13 protein-coding genes and 4 tRNA genes are annotated in these 16916 nt (G+C 69.8%); 8 read left to right on the top strand and 9 right to left on the bottom strand.

Annotated features, from left to right (window positions below; genetic code table 11):
- From AB0I94_RS18195 to AB0I94_RS18185, 3 genes are all read right to left on the bottom strand, one after another.
- On the bottom strand, positions 1-2142 hold a 2142-nt coding region (locus tag AB0I94_RS18195; RefSeq protein ID WP_363310556.1), incomplete at its 3' end, for a DEAD/DEAH box helicase.
- 280 nt (positions 2143-2422) lie between these two features.
- Positions 2423-2938, bottom strand: a complete 516-nt coding sequence (locus AB0I94_RS18190; protein ID WP_363310555.1) for a hypothetical protein — start codon at positions 2936-2938, stop codon at positions 2423-2425.
- A gap of 170 nt (positions 2939-3108) precedes the next feature.
- Positions 3109-3459, bottom strand: a complete 351-nt coding sequence (locus tag AB0I94_RS18185; protein WP_363310554.1) for a metallopeptidase family protein — start codon at positions 3457-3459, stop codon at positions 3109-3111.
- A 59-nt stretch (positions 3460-3518) separates the two neighbouring features.
- On the opposite strand from AB0I94_RS18185, the gene AB0I94_RS18180 reads away from it, so the two are divergent.
- The 4 genes from AB0I94_RS18180 to AB0I94_RS18165 all read left to right on the top strand — a co-directional run bounded on the left by AB0I94_RS18180 (position 3519) and on the right by AB0I94_RS18165 (position 5431).
- Complete coding sequence (locus AB0I94_RS18180) at positions 3519-5069, top strand: metallophosphoesterase (protein WP_363310553.1); 1551 nt, start codon at positions 3519-3521, stop codon at positions 5067-5069.
- 79 nt (positions 5070-5148) lie between these two features.
- Positions 5149-5221: transfer RNA gene (locus AB0I94_RS18175), tRNA-Glu, on the top strand.
- Positions 5222-5260: 39 nt separating this feature from the next.
- Positions 5261-5335, top strand: a tRNA-Asp gene (locus AB0I94_RS18170).
- Positions 5336-5357: 22 nt separating this feature from the next.
- A tRNA-Phe gene (locus AB0I94_RS18165) sits at positions 5358-5431 on the top strand.
- A gap of 50 nt (positions 5432-5481) precedes the next feature.
- On the opposite strand, the gene AB0I94_RS18160 is transcribed toward AB0I94_RS18165, so the two are convergent.
- The 4 genes from AB0I94_RS18160 to AB0I94_RS18145 form a co-directional block, all read right to left on the bottom strand.
- Complete coding sequence (locus AB0I94_RS18160; RefSeq protein WP_363310552.1) at positions 5482-6465, bottom strand: ABC transporter permease; 984 nt, start codon at positions 6463-6465, stop codon at positions 5482-5484.
- 218 nt (positions 6466-6683) lie between these two features.
- The gene (locus AB0I94_RS18155; protein ID WP_363310551.1) at positions 6684-7532 is read right to left on the bottom strand and encodes a cytochrome c biogenesis CcdA family protein; all 849 of its coding nucleotides are present in this window, start codon (positions 7530-7532) and stop codon (positions 6684-6686) included.
- Positions 7529-8329, bottom strand: coding sequence for a DsbA family protein (locus AB0I94_RS18150; RefSeq protein WP_363310550.1), 801 nt, complete (start codon positions 8327-8329; stop codon positions 7529-7531). The genes AB0I94_RS18155 and AB0I94_RS18150 overlap by 4 nt, the downstream gene beginning before the upstream one ends.
- Positions 8330-8391: 62 nt before the next feature.
- Entirely contained in the window at positions 8392-8787 is a 396-nt protein-coding gene (locus tag AB0I94_RS18145) for a hypothetical protein (RefSeq protein WP_363310549.1), read from the bottom strand.
- Positions 8788-8871: 84 nt separating this feature from the next.
- Between AB0I94_RS18145 and hrpA the strand changes: the two genes are divergently transcribed.
- The 3 genes from hrpA (at position 8872) to AB0I94_RS18130 (ending at position 13457) form a co-directional block, all read left to right on the top strand.
- On the top strand, positions 8872-12873 hold the full coding sequence (gene hrpA / locus AB0I94_RS18140; protein ID WP_363310548.1) for an ATP-dependent RNA helicase HrpA: 4002 nt from the start codon (positions 8872-8874) through the stop codon (positions 12871-12873).
- 95 nt (positions 12874-12968) lie between these two features.
- Positions 12969-13043, top strand: a tRNA-Asp gene (locus AB0I94_RS18135).
- 192 nt (positions 13044-13235) lie between these two features.
- Positions 13236-13457, top strand: a complete 222-nt coding sequence (locus AB0I94_RS18130) for a DUF6274 family protein (protein ID WP_363310547.1) — start codon at positions 13236-13238, stop codon at positions 13455-13457.
- Between the two features lie 565 nt (positions 13458-14022).
- Here AB0I94_RS18130 and bldC read toward each other — a convergent pair.
- Together bldC and AB0I94_RS18120 are read right to left on the bottom strand one after the other, a co-directional pair.
- A complete protein-coding gene (bldC, locus tag AB0I94_RS18125) occupies positions 14023-14229 on the bottom strand; it encodes a developmental transcriptional regulator BldC (RefSeq protein WP_003949541.1) in 207 nt (68 codons plus the stop codon).
- Positions 14230-14718: 489 nt separating this feature from the next.
- Positions 14719-15561 carry a hypothetical protein gene (locus tag AB0I94_RS18120; RefSeq protein ID WP_363310546.1) on the bottom strand — a complete coding sequence of 281 codons (843 nt, stop codon included), beginning with the start codon at positions 15559-15561 and terminating at the stop codon, positions 14719-14721.
- Between the two features lie 209 nt (positions 15562-15770).
- On the opposite strand from AB0I94_RS18120, the gene AB0I94_RS18115 reads away from it, so the two are divergent.
- Positions 15771-16853, top strand: coding sequence for a Glu/Leu/Phe/Val dehydrogenase dimerization domain-containing protein (locus AB0I94_RS18115; RefSeq protein ID WP_363310545.1), 1083 nt, complete (start codon positions 15771-15773; stop codon positions 16851-16853).
- Positions 16854-16916: the final 63 nt, after the last annotated feature.

Raw genomic sequence — 16916 nt, 5'->3', positions numbered from 1 at the left:
ACGCTCGTCACGACGGAAGCCGGAGCCGCCCGAGGGACGCTCGTTGCGGTCACGGTTGAAACCGCCGCCGCCCGAAGGACGCTCGTCACGACGGAAGCCGGAGCCGCCCGAAGGACGCTCGTTGCGGTCACGGTTGAAACCGCCGCCGCCCGAAGGACGCTCGTCACGACGGAAGCCCGAGCCACCCGAAGGACGCTCGTTGCGGTCACGGTTGAAGCCACCGCCACCCTCGCGACGGTCGCCGCCACGGAAGCCGGAGCCACCGCGGTCGTTGCGGTCACGGTTGAAACCGCCGCCCGACGGACGGTCGCCGCGGTCACGGTTGAAACCGCCGCCACCCTCGCGACGGTCGCCGCCACGGAAGCCGGAGCCACCGCGGTCGTCACGGCGCTCGAAGGAACGGCCGCCACGGTCGTTGCCGCGCTCACGCTCGTAGTTGCCGCGCTCGTCGCGCTGCGGGCGGCGCTCCTCGCGTACGGCCGCGGGCTGCTGCTCCGGGGCGGAGGCAGCGGCCTCGATCTCGGCCTCGGCGGCGGCGGTGGCCTCGGCGACCGCGGTCTCCGGGTCGTCGCCACGCTCGCGGGCGGCACGCGCGGTGAGGCGCGAGGCCTCCTCGCGCAGCTCCGTCGCGCGGCGCGTCGCGCGCTCCAGCTCCTTCGTGAGGTCCTTGACCTCACGCTCGGCCTGCGTCGCCGCGTTGCCCGCGGAGTCGGCCTGCACCTCGGTCATCGAACGGGCGCCGGTGATCTCGGCGACCTCCGGGTCGAAGGTGCCGCCACCGTTGATGATGTGACGCTCGGCGTCGACGCCCGCGTCCTCCATCAGCCGGAAGATCTGGCGGCGCTGGTGCGGGAGCGAGAGCGAGACGACCGTGCCGCTGCGGCCCGCGCGGGCCGTACGGCCGGAGCGGTGCAGGTAGTCCTTGTGGTCGCCGGCCGGGTCCACGTTCAGGACCAGGTCGATGTCGTCCACGTGGATGCCACGGGCGGCGACGTCGGTCGCGACGAGCGCGTTGACGTAGCCCTTCTTGAAGTCCTCGAGCACGCGGGTACGGGCACCCTGCGTCATGCCGCCGTGCAGCGCGTCGGCCTTCACACCGGACTCGCAGAGCTGCTCGGCGATACGGTCGGCGCCCAGCTGGGTGCGGACGAAGATGATCGTGCGGCCCTTGCGCGAGGCGATGGCCGCCGTGACGGGCGCCTTGTCGCGGGGCTTCACGATCAGGATGTGGTGCGACATGGTCGTGACGTTGCCCTGGGCGCTGTCGACCTCGTGCGTCACCGGGTTGGTCAGGTAGCGCTTGACCAGCGTGGAGATCTCGTTCTCCATCGTGGCCGAGAACAGCATGCGCTGGCCGTCGGACGGAACCTGGTCGAGCAGCTCGGTGACCTCGGGCAGGAAGCCCAGGTCGGACATCTGGTCGGCCTCGTCGAGCACCGCGATCTGGGTGTTCTCCAGCGAGCAGGCGCCGCGGCTGATGATGTCGCGCAGACGGCCCGGGGTGGCGACGAGGACGTCGACGCCACGCTCCAGGGCATAGATCTGGTTGCTCATGGACGTACCGCCGCAGACGACCTTCATCTTCAGGCCGAGCACGTCGCCGTACGGCTGGAGCGCGTCCGCGACCTGCATCGCGAGCTCACGCGTCGGCGTGAGGATGACGCCGCGGGGCTTCTTCTTCTCGGTGCGGCCCTCGGCGGCCAGCGTCGCCAGCATCGGCAGGCCGAAGGAGAGGGTCTTGCCGGAGCCGGTGCGGCCACGGCCGAGGATGTCCTTGCCGAGCAGGGCGTCCGGGATGGTCGCGGCCTGGATCGGGAAGGGGGAGGTCACGCCGTTCTGGGCGAGCTTGCGGACGATGCTCTCGGGCAGGCCGAGGTCGCTGAAGGTGGGGCCGGTCTCGACCTCTTCGGCGGCTTCTTCGACCTCGGCGGCAGCCTCGGTTTCTTCGACCTCGGCGACAGCCTCGGTCTTCTCGACGGCCTGCTCGGCGGTCTCCACGACAACCTGCTCGGCAATCTCCACGACGTCGGCGACGTCGGTGGCCTGAACGGTCTCGACGACCTCGGCGACGGCCTCGGCCGTCAGCTCGTCGTTCGTCTCGTTCTCGGGCAGGACGGCGTGGTCAGAGTGAGAAATGGACATGCGAAATGCGAAACCTTCCGGAGTCTCGGCACGCGCCCGTCAACTCCGTGATTTCGCAATGGACCGCCTCTATGCGGTCAGCCACGGCTGGGGAGAGTACGCGCCACGCGGCGCTCTTCTTTTTCGGCGCCGGGCAAATGGGATCAAACGATCTACCACCATACTCACCTACCCCCCCAGAAGGCAAACCGCACCCTCCGGGGCACCTTGGATTCCACCCCTCACGGCCTTTCTCACCTGCGACGAAGCGGGTTTTCAGACACAGGTCCGAGGCCCCGCTTCAGGCAGGCCCGGCCTCCGGTGAGGGCTCCCGCGACCTGAACCCCGCCGAGCGGTCCCCGAGCTGAGTGTCCTGCTTCGGAGGCTCATGCGCTGACGACGAGGGCTCCGGAGTGGGCTCAGGGGTCGGCGTGGGGGTCGGCTTCGGTGGGTCGGGGGTCGGCGTGGGGCGCGGCGGGGCGGGCTTGGTCCGCGTGGGCGACGGACGCCCGTCGTTCGCCGGCGGGGCGGGGTCACCGCCGCCGGAAGCGGACGCCGAGGCCCGGGCGGCGTCGGAACCGGACGCACCGCGCCCGCCGGAGCCCCCCGCACCCTTGCTCTTGCCCTTGCCGCCCTTGCCGCGCTTGCCGCCCTTCGCGTCGTCACGGCCGGCGCCGCCGCCACCGGCCGAACCGGCGCCGGGCGTGACGCTCCCGCCGTCCGGGGCGGCCGCCGCGCTGCGCTCGCCGGCGGACCGCCCGGGGCCGGGCTCACCGCCTCCGTCGTCGCCGATGCTCATGCAGCCCGTGGTCGTCATGACGGCCACCGCCGCCGCGGCCAATCGGACGGGAACGTACAAAGGGCGCACGGCCGAGCACCTCCGAGGCGCTGAGAAGCGGGGACGCCCTACCCAACTCCCCTGCCCCGCAAGAAGACACGGACCGGCGAGCGGACCCGCCACCGACCGTCAGCCGTATCCCGCGGCCGTCAGCCGTATCCCAGGGCGTGCAGGCGCTCGTCGTCGATCCCGAAGTGATGTGCGATCTCGTGTACGACGGTGATCTCGGTCTCAGCGACCACGTCCTCGCGCGACTCGCACATCCGCAACGTCGGCCCTCGGTAGATGGTGATCCGGTCGGGCAGCACACCCGCGTACCACTCGCCCCGGTCGGTCAGCGGTGTTCCCTCGTAGAGCCCGAGCAGCTCCGGGTCCTCGGCCGGTGGTTCGTCCTCCACGAACACCGCCACGTTGTCCATCAACCGCGTCAACTCGGGAGGAATCCGGTCGAGCGCCTCGGCGACCAGTTCCTCGAACTCTTCCCGCGTCATCTCCAGCACGCCCCCATTGTCGGCCACCGCCCCGCATAGCCGCCCCTCCCCATGGGCATAGGGGCCCAATGGCCCGCGACTTCCGTGCGCTCGCCGCCCTCGTACGCCACTACCGATCCCGCCACCCTCGTCCGGTCGGCGAACTCATCAGCCCTCCGCATCCCTACGGCCGCGCACTGGGTCTGATCGCGGTCGTCCTGTTCGGCGCCTGGCTGGGCCTGCTGATCGTCGGCAGCGTGCACGCGCCGGTGGGCCCGGTGGACACGCGGATGACACTGCGTCCCTCGCTGACCGGCGGCACGAAGATCGACGTCTCCCCGCTGGGCGCCCTGGAGCTGCGCTCGCACATCGCGCCCATCCGCCTGGACGTGGACGTGGACCGCCTGGACCCGGTCCGCTCCCAGGCCCTGGTCGAGCACCCCGAGCGGCTCGCAGGACTCCAGGAGGAGGTGACCAAGGACGTCGGACACGGCACGCTCGACCTGGCCGTACGCTCCTGTGCCGCCGTCGTCGCGGGCGCCACGACGCTGGGCCTCGCGGTCTACCGGCGCCCGCGCCGGGCCCTGGCCGCGGGCGGCCTCGCCCTCGCCCTGCTCGCCGCTTCGGGCGCGGCGGCGTACGCGACGTGGAACCCGAAGTCCGTCCTGGAGCCGAAGTTCTCCGGCCTCCTCAGCAGCGCGCCGTCGGTGGTCGGCAACGCGCGCAGCATCGTGAGCGAATTCGACGTCTACCAGCAGGAGTTGGCACGCCTGGTCACCAACGTGACGAAGCTGTACGACGTGACGTCGACGCTCCCCGCGTACCAGCCGGACCCGTCCACGATCCGTGTCCTGCACGTCTCGGACATCCACCTCAACCCGGCGAGCTGGAAGATCATCGCCTCACTGGTCGAGCAGTACGACATCAACGTCATCGTCGACTCGGGCGACACGATGGACCACGGGAGCGCCGCCGAGAACGCCTTCCTGGACCCGATCGAGGACCTGGGCGCCCCGTACGTCTGGGTGCGCGGCAACCACGACTCGGCCGCCACCCAGCGCTACCTCCAGCGCATGAAGAACGTGCACGTCCTGGACGAGGGCAGGGCCGTGTCGGTCGCGGGCCTGCGGTTCGCCGGGACGGGCGACCCGCAGTACACCCCGGACCGCTCGGTGGCGTCCGAGGGCAAGCCCGCCGAGGAGATGGCGGGCATCCGCCTCGCCTCCGCCCTGCGCGACCAGCAGACGGCGGGCACTCCCGTGGACGTGGCCGTCGCGCACAACCCCGATGCCGCGCGCGAGACGGACGGCGAGGTGCCGCTCGTCCTCGCGGGCCACGTCCACCACTCGGAGATGGAGGTCATGGACGGCGGGACCCGGCTGCGCATCGAGGGCTCCACGGGAGGCAGCGGGCTTCGGGCGGTGGAGGGCAAGTACCCCGATCCGGTCGAGACGTCGGTCCTCTATCTGGACCGGGAGACCCGGCGCCTCCAGGCGTGGGACGAGATCAAACTGGGCGGTCTCGGGCTGACGAAGGCCGAGGTCAGCCGCCATCTGCCGAAGGAGAACCAGCCGGGGGCGACGCCCTCCCCGCCCCCTGGGGGCGCTCCCTCCGGGAGCGGTTCCCCGACCCCCGGATAACCGTTTTGGCGATAGCTCCCCGCATCCCATATGCTTCTCACGTCCCCGACGCGCTGCAAAGCGCCCAGGTGGGCCCTTAGCCCTCATCGTCTAGTGGCCCAGGACGCCGCCCTTTCAAGGCGGTAGCACGGGTTCGAATCCCGTTGGGGGCACGCAACACCTTGTGCGAGACTAGTGCTCGCACAATGCTTGGTCCTGTGGAGCAGTTTGGAGTGCTCGCCACCCTGTCAAGGTGGAGGCCGCGGGTTCAAATCCCGTCAGGACCGCTTGCGATTCTCTGAATCGCGTGGCTGGGTAGCTCAGTTGGTACGAGCGATCGCCTGAAAAGCGATAGGTCGCCGGTTCGATCCCGGCCCCAGCCACCTCTTCGAAGGCCCCGTCCGATGGACGGGGCCTTTCGCGTTCCCCTGATTCACCCCGCCGGAGCCGCCGCATGCGCCGCGGGCCTCTCCCGGCCGCCCGGGTGCCGGTGTCTCCAGACCCAGAACACCGTGGACGCAAGCACCGCCCACCCGGCGAGCACCAGGAACGGGAAGGCGTGCTGGTGGCTGCCGAAGTACACAGCCGTGTGCTGCGCGTTCACCGACGCGCCCGGTGGCAGCCACTGCCCGATGTGGCCGAGCACCGAGGGCAGCAGGGGCCAGGAGACCGCGCCGCCCGACGACGGGTTGCCCAGGAGCACCATCAGGCCCCACGTCGGGAGCATCGCCCAGCGCCCGAACAGCGTGTTGAACATCGTGAAGACCATCCCCGACGCGAACATCGTCAGCGCCAGGATCAGCCACGACTCGACGAACGGCAGATCCACCGCCCCCAGCCACCAGTCCACCACCGCGGCGATCACGAACCCGCCGAGCAGGGCGTAGAGGACGGTGAAGGCGATCCGCTCCGCCGGGTTCAGCCCTCGCGCGTGCACGCTGAGCTGGATCGCGCCGACGAAACCGATGATCACCGCGGCCAGCGAGATGTAGAAGATCGCCAGGCCCCGGGGATCACCCTCCTGGAGGGGGTTGATGTCCTTCACCGTCACCGGCACCCCCACCGCCTTGCCCACCTTCGGGGCCGTCTCCGCGAGCACCTGGGCGACCGACGCCCCGGACGCGCCCGAGACGTCGAAGGCCACCTTGTCCCCGCCGCCCGGAGCCACCGAGAGGATCGCGAAGACCTTCTGCTCCTCCATCCCGTTGCGCGCGGCGGCGACACTGTCGTACTCGCGCACCGCGAGGGACGCGTTCAGCGCCTCCTCCATGCCGTCCAGGAACGCCTTGCCCCGCGTGGCCTCCTGGGCGCCGACCACCGCGGTGGGGATGTGGTGCGGGGTCGGGTTCGCCATGGAGTACGTGTACGAACCCGCGAAGAGCCCCGCGGCCGCCGCCAGGATGAACACGAGGACCACCGCGGGCAGGAAAGGCGACTCCTTGAACGCCGACCACTGCTCACGCCGGGTGGGAGCCCTTCCGTGGGCGCCATGGGCCCCATGGGAGCCGTGCCGGTGTTCTTCGTGGGCCGGCGGTTCAGGCGCTACAGGCTGCTCAGACGATCCAGATGGTACGGATGATCCAGACGGTTCAGACGGTTCAGACATACGAATACGCTAAACCGGGCAAAGTGGACTTACCTGCTCTCTGCCTCAACCGGCCCACGCGCCCGCCTCCGCCAAGCCCGCACCGCGAACCCGGCGCCCACCAACGCCACCACCCCCACCAGCAGCACCGAGTCCGGCACGGCCCGGCCCACGCCCCCGGCCCACCGCTCCACGGCGAACGAGTCGTCCACGTCGAGGAGGCCCGGCAGCGCGGTGGTCCCGTCGTACGCGAGGAAGAGCGCGCCGAGGGCCACGAAGAACAGGCCCGACAAAAGCGAGGTCGTGTGCAGCTCGAAGCGACCGATCCGGAACGCGCGCCCCCGCAGCCACCGCCGCCGCCCGAGATCGAAACGCTCCCAGAGCAGGGCCAGGACGAAGAGCGGAACCGCCATCCCCAGCGCGTACACGGCGAGCAGCAGCCCTCCGTAGACGGGGCTCCCGCTCACCGCGGCCACGGTGAGGACGCTGCCGAGGATCGGGCCCGCGCAGAAACCGGCGAGCCCGTACACCGCGCCGAGCGCGTACACGGAGACCGCGGTCGTCGGCCGGATACGCCCCGACAGCTCGGACATCTTCCGCGAGGCGAACCCCATGCCCACGACCTGGAGCACACCGAGCGCGATGATCAGCCACCCGGCGACGAGCACGAGCTGGTCCCGGTGCCCGAAGAAGAACCGCCCGGCCACCGATCCCGCCGCGCCCAGCGGCACGAGGGTCGTCGCGAGACCGGCGTAGAAGATGCCGGTGCGCGCGAGCAGCCGTGAGGTCGAGTCGATCGAGTACGCGAAGAAGGCGGGCAGCAGCAGCGCGCTGCAGGGGCTGATCAGGGCGAGGAGACCACCCAGGAACGCCGCGAAGTACCCGACGTCGGCGGTCACTTGTCCCCTGCCCCGGAGCCCGCACCCGCGCTCTTGCCCGCGCTCTTGGCCGCCTGCTCGATCGCCTGGTCGAAGACCTCGTCCGGCTGGGCGCCCGAGATGGGACGGCCGTTGACCAGGAAGGACGGGGTCGACGTGGCCCCCAGGCCGTACGCCTCCTCCTGGTCCTTCTTCACGGCCGCCTTGGCTGCGGCGCTGCCCGCGTCGTCGGAGAAGCGGCCGATGTCCTTGACCCCGGCCTCCTTCGCGAGCTCCTTCAGGCGGTCGCCCCCGAAGCCCTTCTCCTTGGCGCCATCGGCGTAGGCGGCGGCGTGGAACTGCCAGAACCTGCCCTGTCGCCCAGCGGCCCACGCGCCGCGCGCGGCGGACTCGGAGTCCGCGCCGAAGATGGGGAAGTTGCGCCACTCGATGCGCAGGGTGCCGTCCTCGACGTACTTCTTCACGAGGCCCGGCTCGGTGTCGCGGGCGAACTTCCCGCAGTAGCCGCACTTGAAGTCGGCGTACTCGATGAGCACGACCGGCGCGTCCTTGCGCCCCTGGGCGAGGGGGTCCTCGGCGTCGCGCCTGGCGAGCTTGGCCAGTTCCGGGTAGACCCCGGCCTGCGGGTCGGCGGAGACGTCCGCGGCGGGCTCCTCCTTCGCGGTGACGGAGGAGGGCTCGTCGGGCTTGGTGGCGCTGTAGGAAGCGGCGCCGAGCAGCAGGGCGGCGAGGGCTACGCCGGTCCCGATGGCGAGGTTCTTCTTGCTGGACTTGCTGGACTTACTGGGTGTGCCGGGCGTGCTGGGCTTCTTGGACATGGCTGTGTGCTTCTCCTGTTGCGTACGTCGATCAAGGGACCCCTGGCTGAGACAGGGGTCTCCTACACGCGCAGAACGGAGAGCTCTATCGGCGAGGGCGGCACGAGCGCGGGGGGCGCGCGGCCCGGCGAGACGGAGAGCACGGCCTGGTCGGCGCCCCAGGAGCCGGTCGCCGCGTGGGCCTCGTACAGAGCGGGGAGCAGTTCATGCGCCGAACTGGGGCGCGGCGGCGACATCGGACGGCCCCCGTTGTCCCGCTGCCCGCCCTTGCCGCAGCCGGGCACGCTGTCGGCCTCATGAACGAAGGCCGTCGCGGCTCGTGGCTGCTCCGCCGAGGCGGTGGACGGAGCGGCGGTGGACGCAGCGGCGGTGGACGCAACGGGCCCGCAGAACCCCCCGAGCACGACGAGCAGCACCCCGAGAAGGGGGCACCACGACGCGCGCACACGGGACGACATGCCCGGAATCGTACGTGTCCGGGCGCCCCGCCGGAGAAATCGGTTCGCCACCTCCGAGCGGCGGGTGAGATCCTGGACGCCGTTATGTCTACGCAGCCTGCCCTCACCCTCGACGCCCTCGCCCCTCGCCTGTCCGAGCTGTCGCTGCGCGACGAGCACCGGATCGGCCGCCGGCTCGAGGGTGCGCGCCGGATCCACAAGCCCGAGGCCCGAGCCGCCGTCCTCGCCGAGATCGCGGCGGACGTCGACAAGGCCGCGGCACGGATGGCCGAGCGGGGCAGCCGTCTGCCCAAGATCACGTATCCGCAAGAACTGCCGGTCAGCCAGAAGAAGGATGACATCGCCGCGGCGATCCGCGACCACCAGGTCGTGATCGTCGCGGGCGAGACGGGCTCCGGCAAGACCACGCAGATCCCCAAGATCTGCATGGAGCTCGGACGCGGCGTCCGCGGCATGATCGGGCACACCCAGCCCCGCCGTCTCGCCGCCCGCACGGTCGCCGAGCGCGTGGCCGACGAGCTGAACACCCCGCTCGGCGAGGCCGTCGGCTGGAAGGTCCGCTTCACGGACCAGGTGGGCGCCGACACGTACGTGAAGCTGATGACGGACGGCATCCTGCTGGCCGAGATCCAGACGGACCGCGAGCTGCGCGCGTACGACACGATCATCATCGACGAGGCCCACGAGCGCTCACTCAACATCGACTTCCTGCTCGGCTATCTCGCCCAGCTGCTGCCCAAGCGCCCGGACCTGAAGGTCGTCATCACCTCGGCGACCATCGACCCGCAGCGGTTCTCGCGGCACTTCGGGGACGCCCCGATCGTCGAGGTCAGCGGCCGTACGTACCCCGTCGAGGTGCGCTATCGCCCGCTCCTCGATGAGGACTCCGACTCCGCCGCAGGTGAAGAAGGCGACCGCGACCAGATCACCGCGATCACCGACGCCGTCGAGGAGCTCCAGGGCGAGGGCAAGGGCGACATCCTCGTCTTCCTCTCCGGAGAGCGCGAGATCCGGGACACGGCGGACGCGCTGAACAAGAAGAACTTCAAGTTCACCGAGGTCCTGCCGCTCTACGCCCGCCTCTCGCACGCCGAGCAGCACCGCGTCTTCCAGCGGCCCGGTGCGGGAACGGTCAGACGCATCGTCCTCGCCACGAACGTCGCGGAGACCTCGCTGACCGTCCCGGGCATCAAGTACGTCATCGACCCCGGCACGGCCCGCATCTCCCGCTACAGCCACCGCACGAAGGTGCAGCGCCTTCCCATCGAGGCGATCAGCCAGGCCAGCGCCAACCAGCGCAAGGGCCGCTGCGGGCGTACGTCGGACGGCATCTGCATCCGGCTGTACTCGGAGGAGGACTTCGCCTCGCGGCCGGAGTTCACCGACGCGGAGATCCTGCGCACCAACCTCGCCTCGGTCATCCTGCAGATGACGGCGGCCGGTCTCGGCGACATCGAGAAGTTCCCCTTCATCGACCCGCCGGACCACCGCAACATCCGCGACGGCGTCCAGCTCCTCCAGGAACTCGGCGCCCTGGACCCGACGCAGAAGGACCCGAAGAAGCGCCTCACCGAGCAGGGCCGCAAGCTGGCCCAGCTGCCGGTGGACCCGCGCCTTGCCCGCATGGTCCTCGAGGCCGACAAGAACGGCTGCGTACGCGAGGTCATGGTGATCGCCGCCGCGCTCTCCATCCAGGACCCGCGTGAGCGCCCCGCCGAGAAGCAGACGCAGGCCGATCAGCAGCACGCGCGCTTCAAGGACGAGACGTCCGACTTTTTGGCCTTCCTCAACATGTGGCGGTACATCCGCGAGCAGCAGAAGGAGCGCGGCTCGTCCTCGTTCCGCCGGATGTGCAAGTCGGAGTACCTGAACTTCCTGCGCATCCGCGAGTGGCAGGACATCTACACGCAGCTGCGCACGGTCGCCAAGCAGATGGGCATCCACCTCAACGAGGACGACGCCCCCGAGCAGCACGTCCACATCTCTCTCCTGGCCGGCCTGCTCTCCCACATCGGGATGAAGGACGTGAAGGAGTCGAAGGACAGCGACCCCAAGCAGCGCGGCGGCCGGGGCGAATATCTGGGCGCCCGCAACGCCAAGTTCGCGATCTTCCCCGGCTCCGCGCTCTTCAAGAAGCCCCCGCGCTTCATCATGTCGGCCGAGCTCGTGGAGACCTCCCGCCTCTGGGCCCGCGTCAACGCCCGCATCGAGCCCGAGTGGGTCGAACCACTCGCCCAGCACCTCCTGAAGCGCACGTACAGCGAGCCGCACTGGGAGAAGGACCAGGCCGCGGTGGTGGCGATCGAGAAAGTGACGCTGTACGGCGTCCCGCTCGTCACCGACCGCAAGGTGAACTACGGCCGCATCGACGCCGAGGTCTCCCGCGACCTGTTCATCCGCAACGCGCTCGTCGAGGGCGACTGGCGCACGCACCACAAGTTCTTCGCCGCCAACCGCAAGCTCCTCACCGAGGTGGAGGAGCTGGAGCACCGCGCCAGGCGCCGCGACATCCTCGTCGACGACGAGACGCTCTTCGACTTCTACGACCAGCGGGTGCCCGCGGACATCGTGTCCGGCGCGCACTTCGACTCCTGGTGGAAGAAGAAGCAGCGCGAGGAGCCCGAACTGCTCGACTTCGAGCGGTCGATGCTGATCAACGAGCGCGCCGGTGACGTGTCGAAGGACGACTATCCCGACACGTGGCGGCAGGGGCCGCTCAAGTTCAAGGTGACGTACCAGTTCGAGCCGGGCGCGGACGCGGACGGCGTCACCGTCCACGTACCGCTCCAGGTCCTGAACCAGGTCACGGCGGACGGCTTCGACTGGCAGATCCCGGGCCTGCGCGAGGAGGTCGTGATCGAGCTGATCCGCTCCCTGCCCAAGCCGATCCGCCGGCACTACGTCCCCGCCCCCAACTACGCGAAGGCGTTCCTGGAGCGGGCGGTCCCCCTCCAGGAGCCGCTGCACGTGACGCTGGCCCGCGAGCTCCAGCGGATGGTCGGCGTCCCCGTCTCACCGGACGACTTCGACCTCACCCGCGTACCGGACCACCTGAAGATCACCTTCCGGATCACTGACGAGCGGCGCAAGAACCTCGCCGAGGACAAGGACCTGGAGGCGCTGAAACTCCAGCTCCGCCCCAAGGCCCGCAAGGCCCTCTCCCAGGCCGCCGCGGCGACCGCCGAGCGCACGGGTGGCTCCGCGGTCGAGCGCACGGGACTCACGGACTGGTCCATCGGCTCCCTCAGCCGTGTCTTCGAGACGCGCCGCGCGGGCCAGCCGGTGAAGGCGTTCCCGGCGCTCGTGGACGACGGCCCCGAGGCGAACACCGTCTCCGTACGCCTCTTCGACACCGAGGCCGAGCAGCAGCAGGCGATGTGGAAGGGCACGCGCCGCCTCATCCTGCGCAACATCCCGGTGAATCCGGCCAAGTTCGCCTCGGACAAGCTGACCAACGCCCAGAAGATCGCCCTGTCCGCCAATCCGCACGGCTCCATCCAGGCACTCTTCGCGGACTGCGCGATGGCCGCGGCGGACAAGCTGATCGGCGACTTCGGCGGTCCCGCCTGGGACGAGGAGTCCTACCGCAAGCTGTACGAGAAGGTGCGCGCCGAGATCGTCGACACGACGGTACGCACGGTCGGCCAGGTCCAGCAGGTCCTCGCCGCCTGGCAGGCCTGTGAGCGGCGCCTGAAGTCGACGAAGAGCCCGACGCTCCTGGCCAACCTGGCGGACGTACGGGCCCAGTTGGACGCCCTGATCGGACCCGGCTTCGTCACGGCCACGGGGATCCGCCGCCTGTCGGACCTGATGCGCTACATGGTGGCCGCCGACCGCCGGCTCCAGCAGATGCCGACGAACGTGCAGCGGGACACCGCGCGCATGGAGAAGGTCCACGAGATGCAGGACGAGTACGCCTGGCTCCTGGAGCAGCTCCCGCGCGGCCGCCCCGTGCCCCAGGAGGTCCGGGACATCCGCTGGATGCTGGAAGAGCTCCGGGTCAGCTATTTCGCGCACGCGCTCGGCACGGCGTACCCCGTCTCGGACAAGCGGATCGTGAAGGCGATCGACGCCGTCGCACCGTGACGGTCCGCTCACCCGGAGCGAGTTCGACCGGCGGGCCAGGGCTGCTGTACAGTTTCGTCTCGCAGCGCAACGCAACAACAAGCGCCGCGAAGCAAGGTCCTGTGGAGCAGTTTGGAGTGCTCGCCACCCTGTCAAGGTGGAGGCCGCGGGTTCAAATCCCGTCAGGACCGCAAGTGAAGAGGGGCCGCATCCGTCGAGGATGCGGCCCCTCTTCGCGTACGCCTCTTCGCGTACGCCGACACGGGCCGTTTCCCTCCGGGATGCGGCCCGTTGCCGTTCGTGCGTCTTGACTGCGTCACATTCCGCCGGTAACTCAGACAGCAGGGAAGCGGGCGGGACCGGTTCCCCTCTGGAGGTGGCGCATGACTGCTTCAGCGGCGTCCGCACGGCACGAGACACGCGCTCTCCTGCGCGCCCATCTCTCCGCGGCGACGAGCTATCGCCACCTGACCCGGCACTGCCCGATCTGCCACCGGCTCGAACGGCTCGCCCTGGAGGCCTCATCCGCCGCCCAGAGCGCCCGTGAGGGCGACTGTGACGGCGACCGGGAGCCGGGCGAGGAGGAAAGCCCCCCGGACGCGTGACCAAAGCCGTCCCGCAACCCGCCCCCGTGGTGGGAGGGTGGAGGAGTACGGCCCCCAGGCGCGTCGCTACCGCATCAACACCCCTGCACCTTCCGGGATCTCCTCTAGCCCAGAGGTGTCGGGGGCAACAAGGTTCCCGGCATGTGACGGGTGTCACCGAAGTTGTTTTTGAAACCCGCGAACTTACACCCCGCCTACAACCGGTCAATTTAATATGTGCAATTGCACTACCGGCCACAGCCGAGCGCAGCGTCCGCCCCGGGCGGCGCAAGGCCGGCGGAAGAGTGGCGCCACAGCCTCCCCACAGCGCGGCCCCAGCACCCCTCAGAGACCAACAAGCCCGCTCACAGCGACGCTCACCAGCACTTCCTGGGCGCACAAAAAAGATCGCGCTGGACCCGGCGGAGTCCAGCGCGATCGAAACGACTCACCCATGAGGCTCAGGCATGGGACCCGTTGGGGCGGGACCCGCGTCGTGTGTAGCTAAGGGTCGGACGGTGCGGCCGAGTTGGGGGACCCGGCAGCGGGCGTACTTTTCGTCCTGGTACTGCGGTTATGCGGTAAATCAGGCCTCGCTGCGCTGCTGCGGGATTCCCGCGAGCAGTGCGCGGACCTCGGCCTCGCGGTAACGGCGATGCCCGCCGAGCGTGCGAATCGACGTGAGCTTGCCAGCCTTGGCCCAGCGCGTCACCGTCTTCGGGTCGACGCGGAACATCGTGGCAACCTCAGCCGGGGTAAGCAGCGGCTCGGCATCAGGGGTGCGAGCGGTCATGAGCGGCCTCCTCGGAGAACCGAACCTTCTCGGTTCATTCCTCTAAATTCTGCACCTTGACCCGCGTTGCCCGAAATGGCGGACGCGAGTCGAGTCGGTTATAGGACGAACGGCTTGTCCTCGGCACTACAACTACACCATCCGTCCAGCCACGTCGGCCAAACCGATGGAATTGCCCTCCCAGGTGTCTATCAGCGACGGAAGCCGATGGACCATGCCATAGCGGACAGTCACGCCACAGTGACGATCAGTCACAGAGCGATCAAGAGTCAACAGACCCCCCATAGCGTGCAATGCTGAGTATTCCGCCCATACATGGACGGAAGGAGCCCTCCCCGGGCTCCTTGTCCTATTTTGGCACGAGGGAGGGTGATGGGCGCAAGGGCCCCGTAAGTGCGGTCCGTCACGCTTGATACAAAAGCCCGGATCGGGACCTACGTCCCGTGTAGGCGCCACGTAGGAACACTCGGTTCGCGATCGGGTCGACGCTCAGTTCGAGAACTGGCGGTCCCTGACCGCCCTCCACCGCTCCATGAGCCTCGCATACGTCTCGCCGGCAGCCTCGCCGTCGCCGTTGCGCAGCGCCTCGATTCCTTCCGCCACGTCCGCCGCCGAGTGGTCCCCGTCGAGCTGCCCCTCAGGCAGGGCGTGCACGAGCCCGCCGTAGTCGAGCTCCACCAGGGAGCGCGGATGGAACTCCTCCAGCCACCGGCCCACGTCCGTGAGCCCCTCGACGAGCGGCCCCTCGTCGAGCGTGTCCCGCAACGTCTTGAGCCCACGGGCCACCCGGCGCCGCGCCTGCACCATCGGCGTGCGGTAGCGCAGGACGGGCGCGGAATCCGGCGTCCCCTTCTCGTACTCCCGCTCCTCGTCCGCGACGAGCACGAACCAGTTCAGCGGCACCTGCCACGTCGACGTACGGATCCAGGGGCGCGCGTCAGGGTTCCGCAGGAGCCACTGTTCGTAGTCCGCGGCCGTCTGGCGGCGCACCACCGGCGGCAGGACCGCGTCGAGGACCGGCGTCGGCAGCTGTCCCTGCAGCTCCGCCAGGGCCTGCCAGCCGCGCAGCCGGGTGCGCCAGGGGCAGACGCAGACCACACCGTCGGCCTCGACCACGAACGCGTCGCTGGACTCGTGCACCGGGACGGGCACCGGCGGAGTGGGCAGCAAGTCGGCCAGGGAGCGTCGCAGTTCGTCCTGGTACGAGGGGCGGTCGGCGCGTCGCGCGTAGCGGGACCAGTGCCCGCGCTCGGGCTCCGGGAAAGCGGCGAGAGGCTCATAGACGCGCAAGTAGGACGCGTACGGGACGACCAACGAAGACACCTTGGGCACGGCTGCTCCCTCCCCCGCGTACCGGCTGGAAAACACTGCAAATCGTGCCATGGCCGAACTCAGCCGTCCTTCTTGTGCGCCAGGAGAGGGTGATCCTCGGCACTGCGCGGCCACCGGGTTCTCCCAGGCTTTAGTCTCATGCCCATCGGGCCCCCGCCACCCGCACGGGAGCCCGCCCAACCGCCGCCACTTGACCGGGAGTCACCACAGTGACCGAAGCAGACAACGGCGTCCTGCACACCCTGTTCCACTCGGACCAGGGCGGCCATGAGCAAGTAGTGCTCTGCCAGGACCGTGCCAGCGGCCTCAAGGCCGTCATCGCCATCCACTCCACCGCCCTGGGCCCGGCCCTCGGCGGCACCCGCTTCTATCCGTACGCGAGCGAGGAAGCCGCCGTCGCGGACGCGCTGAACCTCGCGCGCGGGATGTCGTACAAGAACGCCATGGCCGGTCTCGACCACGGCGGCGGCAAGGCCGTGATCATCGGCGACCCGGAGCAGATCAAGAGCGAGGAGCTGCTCCTCGCCTACGGCCGCTTCGTGGCCTCGCTCGGTGGCCGCTACGTGACGGCGTGCGACGTGGGCACGTACGTCGCGGACATGGACGTCGTGGCGCGCGAGTGCCGCTGGACGACCGGCCGCTCCCCGGAGAACGGCGGCGCGGGCGACTCCTCCGTGCTCACCGCGTTCGGTGTCTTCCAGGGCATGCGGGCGAGCGCCCAGCACCTGTGGGGCGACCCGTCGCTGCGTGACCGCAAGGTGGGCGTCGCGGGCGTCGGCAAGGTCGGCCACCACCTCGTGGAGCACCTCCTGGCGGACGGCGCCGAGGTCGTGATCACCGATGTGCGCGAGGAGTCCGTGAACCGGATCGTCCACAAGCACCCGTCCGTGACCGCCGTCGCCGACACCGACGCGCTGATCCGGGTCGAGGGTCTCGACGTGTACGCCCCCTGCGCGCTGGGCGGCGCCCTGAACGACGACTCCGTGCCGGTGCTCACCGCGAAGGTGGTCTGCGGCGCCGCCAACAACCAGCTCGAGCACCCGGGTGTGGAGAAGGACCTCGCCGACCGCGGGATCCTCTACGCGCCCGACTACGTGGTGAACGCGGGCGGCGTGATCCAGGTCGCCGACGAGCTGCACGGCTTCGACTTCGACCGGTGCAAGGCGAAGGCGTCGAAGATCTTCGACACCACTCTTGCCATATTCGCTCGTGCGAAGGAAGACGGCATTCCGCCGGCCGCGGCGGCCGACAGGATCGCCGAGCAGCGGATGGCGGAGGCCCGCGTCCGCTGACCCCGCAGGTGCCGTGGAAGGGCCCCGTCGACGTGCGCGAGAGACAAGACTCACCCCCGTCGG

It is taken from the genome of Streptomyces sp. NPDC050147 (assembly GCF_040660195.1).
In the GTDB taxonomy this organism is placed as follows: Bacteria; Actinomycetota; Actinomycetes; order Streptomycetales; family Streptomycetaceae; genus Streptomyces.
The sequence above is the reverse complement of the archived record's forward strand: the minus strand, read 5'-3'. Positions and strand labels throughout refer to the sequence as shown.